Genomic DNA, 4968 nt, shown 5'->3' on the forward strand with positions numbered 1-4968 from the left:
ATTTTCACCTGGTGTGAATGTTGTACCTTCTGGTGCTGTTGTTGGGTTACCATCTTTATCCTTGAACTCTGGTGCTTCTACAGTTACATCTTCACCTGGTTTACCACTACCATCTTCGTATCCAGGCTCGTATTCTTCATTTTGTTTCGGAGTTGGATCTGCTGCGAATGAGTCTGCAGCAATAATGTTTCCGTTAACTACTAATTGCACTGTGTAAATTTTTCTTTCAGTAATATCTGTCGGAACTGTAAACTGAGCAGCGGCTTCTGCTTCTTCTTTATTATTTACAGTAGTTCTAGATAATTCATTACCTGTGCTATCCAACCATACGATTTCAGTAGTTTCACCTGGATAATACATAGAAGTAACATCACTTACTGCAGTATCATTTGGACGTGCAACTTTATTTACTGCGTCATAGTTTGTAATATCAATGTTATATACTGATGGATCTGCTACTAACGCGAAGTGTGAGTTATATACATATGTGTTGCCCAGCATAATAGCTGGAGTAGAGTCTGCAAATGAATTTGGACTCGTAAATACAGGACTAGTGTATGCAGTATATGCAGGTACAATTCTACCCTCACTATCAATTACATATTGATACATATATCTCGCATCAATTTTCTCATCAAAGCGTGCAGTATATCGTCCTCTGTCACCTACAATTGGAGCAACTACTGTTTGTTGAATATATTGTGGATTATTTGCTAAAATTGCTTGTTGTTGCTTGATTCTTTCATTTACATTAGAAATATTATTTGTTGCTGATAGTGCTTGGGCACCTTCCGCTGTTAATACTGATGATACAACTCTAAAACCAGTTGCTGATTCTTCAAGAGTCTGATTTACAAATGATTCTCCAGTCGAAACTGGGTACGTTGTTCCTGAAGTAGATGTTTCCCACCATACTTGTCCACTTACTGCATATTTATGTTTTTTATTTACAGAGTCTGGTAAGTAGGAAGGATTACTATCTGGACCTTTTTCATCGTATTTCCATTCTGTTTCTGGTGTTGTCATTGTAACGTTTGTTGGTTTTTCATAGACAAATATTGCTGTTCTCTGCATGCTGTGGCCAGCAAGAATAAACTCACCAGTTGCTACAACTGCACCTGAAAATCCTGTAGAGTTACCTGGTTGTTTTCTATAAGTGAAATATTCATTGCCATTCGTAGATGTTTGACCAGGTGCTAACCATAGTTTATATTTTTGTTTTGATACTGATTGGAATTCTGGTTTATGCAGTTTACCATTTGCATCTACCCATCCTTCACCAATATCAAAAGCATATACACCATTGCCACCTTGTCCAGCACGCGTTCCTCCCAAGTCATGAGTATATGATTCATAGACCGGAGATACAGTTCCATCTTTATCCATCCATTGTAAATAAACTTTGTAATTATTTAGTGGTGTCTCGGATCCATTGATCCCTGGAGTATAATTATCTGTTGCTACATCTAACCAACCACTAACAATACCTGGAGTTGTTTGAAAATCGCTACCTTTTTTGATTTTCCCAGATGCAATCGCATCTGCATCAATAAATTGCGAATCACTAGCATTAGTAGTTTCAGCCTCATCAGCTGCTGCTCTTGTAGCAACTTTTGTTTCTTTTTCAGCTGGTTGTTCTGCTGAACGATTTGCTACTGTAACTTCCTCTTTAGTAGCTTCTTCAAAAGATTTTTCTTCTGTTTCTGGTTCTTCAGCAGCCGTTACATTAACTACAATATATAAAGTACCAGTTGTTCCATCTGCATATGTAACTACTACCTCTTCTGTTATTACTTGGCCAGCTACAGCATTAGCATCAATCGTTACAGAATTTTCAGATAATGTTGCGCCAATTTCTGCTAAAGTAACTACATTACCGTCTTTGTCTGTTAACGTAACAGCGTCTAATGATAATACATCACCAACTTTACCTTCTTTGCTTAAAGTTTGAGGTGTGTACTTTTCATTGTCACTAAGTTCTTCTGTTTCACTCAATGTTGCAACTTCATTTTCAACGTTTTCATCGCTTAATACTTCTTGATCATTCTCTAAATCAGCAGATTGATCTAATTCAGTATGTAGATCAGTTTTATTAGTTTCTCCTTCAACTTGAACTTCAAGATTTGAAGGATCTTCTTCAGCTGCTTTAGCATCATGACCTAAGAATACTAATGAACCGATTAAAATACTCGCAGTTCCTACTGTGAATTTACGAATCGAATACTTATTTAAACGATTCGGTAAGAAATCCATTCTTTTCATTTAAACCTACTCCTTTTATAAAGATAAATTTTTAAGTAACTGATGAATAATATAAATGAATAACTCTACTTACCTTTATTATAAATCAGATATTTATGGAAGTAAAGTTTACTTTTGTAAACATAAAAATACAGTTAAGTCATATATTATGAATAAAAATTAATTATAAACGTATTTAAGAAGTAGAAATGAAGTTATTGTTGTATTTTTATTCATAAATCAATTATTGGTCATAAAAATTATTTTAAAAGTTACAAAAGATTTACACAATTTTTACATTAAAAAAACACCACACATTACTGTGTGGTGCAAAAATAGATACATATAAGTATTGAAAACTAAAATACTCCCGGCCGGGATCGAACCGGCACTCCGAAGAATCGGATTTTGAGTCCGACGCGTCTGCCTATTCCGCCACGGGAGCTTAATTTAAATAAAAAAAATAAGACTTAATATAGTCTTAACAAAAAATGGAGCGGAGAGCTGGATTTAAACCAACGACTTACTTCAGGAAGAAGTATGTTATAAACAACTTAACTATCTCCGCATATATAAAATTGAAAAAAGGCGCCTACCGGATTTGAACCGGTGGTAGAGGATTTGCAGTCCTCGGCCTTACCACTTGGCTAAGGCGCCAAACTACTGGGCTGAAAGGATTCGAACCTTTGCATGACGGAGCCAAAATCCGTTGCCTTACCGCTTGGCTACAGCCCAATATGGGGCGACTGATGGGATTCGAACCCACGCATGCCGGAGCCACAATCCAGTGCGTTAACCACTTCGCCACAATCGCCGTCGTACAGGGGTAGTAGGAATCGAACCCACATCAAAGGTTTTGGAGACCTCTATATTACCATTATACGATACCCCTATAAATGGAAGGGGGCAGATTCGAACTGCCGAACCCGAAGGAGCGGATTTACAGTCCGCCGCGTTTAGCCACTTCGCTACCCTTCCAAAATATGCCGGCCAGAGGACTTGAACCCCCAACCTACTGATTACAAGTCAGTTGCTCTACCAATTGAGCTAGGCCGGCAAAATGGTGGTTCTGGACGGAATCGAACCGCCGACACTCTGATCTTCAGTCAGATGCTCTACCAACTGAGCTACAGAACCAAGTATTAAATTAAATGGCGGTCCCGACGGGAATCGAACCCGCGATCTCCTGCGTGACAGGCAGGCATGTTAACCGCTACACCACGGGACCATTAATTGATATAAAAAAATTGCGGGAAGTGGATTTGAACCACTGACCTCCGGGTTATGAGCCCGACGAGCTACCAACTGCTCCATCCCGCGATAATAAAAAGAAAACGGAGGAAGAGGGATTCGAACCCCCGCGAGCTGTTACGCCCCTGTCGGTTTTCAAGACCGATCCCTTCAGCCAGGCTTGGGTATTCCTCCATAATAATATTAAATTAAAAATTCGATGGACCTTGCAGGACTCGAACCTGCGACCAAACGGTTATGAGCCGTTTGCTCTAACCAACTGAGCTAAAGGTCCACTTTAAGTGGCGGTGGAGGGGATCGAACCCCCGACCTTTCGGGTATGAACCGAACGCTCTAGCCAGCTGAGCTACACCGCCTGGTATACTCATCAAACTTATATATAAAACTAATGGTGGAGAGTAGCGGGATCGAACCGCTGACCTCCTGCGTGCAAAGCAGGCGCTCTCCCAGCTGAGCTAACCCCCCATTATATCGGGAATATAGGATTCGAACCTACGACTCCTTGGTCCCAAACCAAGTGCTCTACCAAGCTGAGCTAATTCCCGTCACTTTTATATACGCGCCCAAGAGGAGTCGAACCCCTAACCTTCTGATCCGTAGTCAGACGCTCTATCCAATTGAGCTATGGGCGCTTAAAAATGGTGCCGAGGACCGGAATCGAACCGGTACGGTAATCACTTACCGCAGGATTTTAAGTCCTGTGCGTCTGCCTGTTCCGCCACCCCGGCGCAACCATTTAATGGAGCGGAAGACGGGATTCGAACCCGCGACCCCCACCTTGGCAAGGTGGTGTTCTACCACTGAACTACTTCCGCGATATTTAATTTTTTATGGTGCGGGTAAAGGGAGTCGAACCCCCACGCCCGAAGGCGCTAGATCCTAAGTCTAGTGCGTCTGCCAATTCCGCCATACCCGCTTAAAGAGTGAGCCGTACAGGAATCGAACCTGTGACCCTCTGATTAAAAGTCAGATGCTCTACCGACTGAGCTAACGGCTCTAGATGGTGCCGGCCAGAGGACTTGAACCCCCAACCTACTGATTACAAGTCAGTTGCTCTACCAATTGAGCTAGGCCGGCATAAATGGTGGAGAATGGCGGGCTCGAACCACCGACCCCCTGCTTGTAAGGCAGGTGCTCTCCCAGCTGAGCTAATTCTCCGCACGTATTATTATTACATATTTCTTGTATGTATGCAACACTTTTTTAAAAATAAATGTTTGCCTAGCGACGTCCTACTCTAGCACGGGTCAACCGAACTACCATCGGCGCTGGAGAGCTTAACTTCTGTGTTCGGCATGGGAACAGGTGTGGCCTCTCCGCCATCGTCACTAGACATACACTCAAAACCAAATAGAAGCAATTCGTAGTTACACGCTTGAATCATATTGAATAAGTCATCGATGAATTAGTATTTGTCCGCTGAGTATGTCACCATACTTACACGCCAAACCTATCAACCAGATCGTCTCTCTGGCA

1 protein-coding gene, 23 tRNA genes and 2 rRNA genes are annotated in these 4968 nt (G+C 41.7%); all 26 read right to left on the reverse strand.

Annotated features, from left to right (window positions below):
• Nucleotides 1-2262 (reverse strand): YSIRK-type signal peptide-containing protein (locus BBS29_RS06545; RefSeq protein ID WP_179853842.1); only part of this gene is annotated, 2262 nt, incomplete at its 3' end.
• Between the two features lie 344 nt (nt 2263-2606).
• Nucleotides 2607-2686 (reverse strand) — tRNA-Leu (locus tag BBS29_RS06550).
• A gap of 47 nt (nt 2687-2733) precedes the next feature.
• A tRNA-Gly gene (locus tag BBS29_RS06555) sits at nt 2734-2809 on the reverse strand.
• A gap of 18 nt (nt 2810-2827) precedes the next feature.
• Nucleotides 2828-2898, reverse strand: a tRNA-Cys gene (locus tag BBS29_RS06560).
• Between the two features lie 6 nt (nt 2899-2904).
• A tRNA-Gln gene (locus BBS29_RS06565) sits at nt 2905-2976 on the reverse strand.
• A 3-nt stretch (nt 2977-2979) separates the two neighbouring features.
• Nucleotides 2980-3055: transfer RNA gene (locus BBS29_RS06570), tRNA-His, on the reverse strand.
• Nucleotides 3056-3062: 7 nt separating this feature from the next.
• A tRNA-Trp gene (locus BBS29_RS06575) sits at nt 3063-3133 on the reverse strand.
• A 5-nt stretch (nt 3134-3138) separates the two neighbouring features.
• Nucleotides 3139-3219 (reverse strand) — tRNA-Tyr (locus tag BBS29_RS06580).
• 6 nt (nt 3220-3225) lie between these two features.
• Nucleotides 3226-3298, reverse strand: a tRNA-Thr gene (locus BBS29_RS06585).
• A gap of 4 nt (nt 3299-3302) precedes the next feature.
• Nucleotides 3303-3378 (reverse strand) — tRNA-Phe (locus BBS29_RS06590).
• 15 nt (nt 3379-3393) lie between these two features.
• Nucleotides 3394-3469, reverse strand: a tRNA-Asp gene (locus BBS29_RS06595).
• A gap of 19 nt (nt 3470-3488) precedes the next feature.
• A tRNA-Met gene (locus tag BBS29_RS06600) sits at nt 3489-3561 on the reverse strand.
• Nucleotides 3562-3576: 15 nt separating this feature from the next.
• Nucleotides 3577-3666 (reverse strand) — tRNA-Ser (locus tag BBS29_RS06605).
• Between the two features lie 26 nt (nt 3667-3692).
• A tRNA-Ile gene (locus tag BBS29_RS06610) sits at nt 3693-3766 on the reverse strand.
• Between the two features lie 8 nt (nt 3767-3774).
• Nucleotides 3775-3848 (reverse strand) — tRNA-Met (locus BBS29_RS06615).
• A gap of 33 nt (nt 3849-3881) precedes the next feature.
• A tRNA-Ala gene (locus BBS29_RS06620) sits at nt 3882-3957 on the reverse strand.
• A gap of 6 nt (nt 3958-3963) precedes the next feature.
• Nucleotides 3964-4037 (reverse strand) — tRNA-Pro (locus tag BBS29_RS06625).
• A gap of 13 nt (nt 4038-4050) precedes the next feature.
• A tRNA-Arg gene (locus BBS29_RS06630) sits at nt 4051-4124 on the reverse strand.
• Between the two features lie 7 nt (nt 4125-4131).
• Nucleotides 4132-4220: transfer RNA gene (locus BBS29_RS06635), tRNA-Leu, on the reverse strand.
• A 12-nt stretch (nt 4221-4232) separates the two neighbouring features.
• A tRNA-Gly gene (locus BBS29_RS06640) sits at nt 4233-4307 on the reverse strand.
• A gap of 16 nt (nt 4308-4323) precedes the next feature.
• Nucleotides 4324-4408 (reverse strand) — tRNA-Leu (locus BBS29_RS06645).
• A gap of 8 nt (nt 4409-4416) precedes the next feature.
• Nucleotides 4417-4489: transfer RNA gene (locus tag BBS29_RS06650), tRNA-Lys, on the reverse strand.
• Nucleotides 4490-4493: 4 nt separating this feature from the next.
• Nucleotides 4494-4569, reverse strand: a tRNA-Thr gene (locus tag BBS29_RS06655).
• A 5-nt stretch (nt 4570-4574) separates the two neighbouring features.
• Nucleotides 4575-4650 (reverse strand) — tRNA-Val (locus BBS29_RS06660).
• Nucleotides 4651-4711: 61 nt separating this feature from the next.
• A 5S ribosomal RNA gene (gene rrf, locus BBS29_RS06665) occupies nt 4712-4825 on the reverse strand.
• 52 nt (nt 4826-4877) lie between these two features.
• Nucleotides 4878-4968 (reverse strand): 23S ribosomal RNA (locus tag BBS29_RS08445); the annotation flags it as partial.

The organism is Nosocomiicoccus ampullae (assembly GCF_001696685.1).
GTDB classification, from domain to species: domain Bacteria; phylum Bacillota; class Bacilli; order Staphylococcales; family Salinicoccaceae; genus Nosocomiicoccus; species Nosocomiicoccus ampullae_A.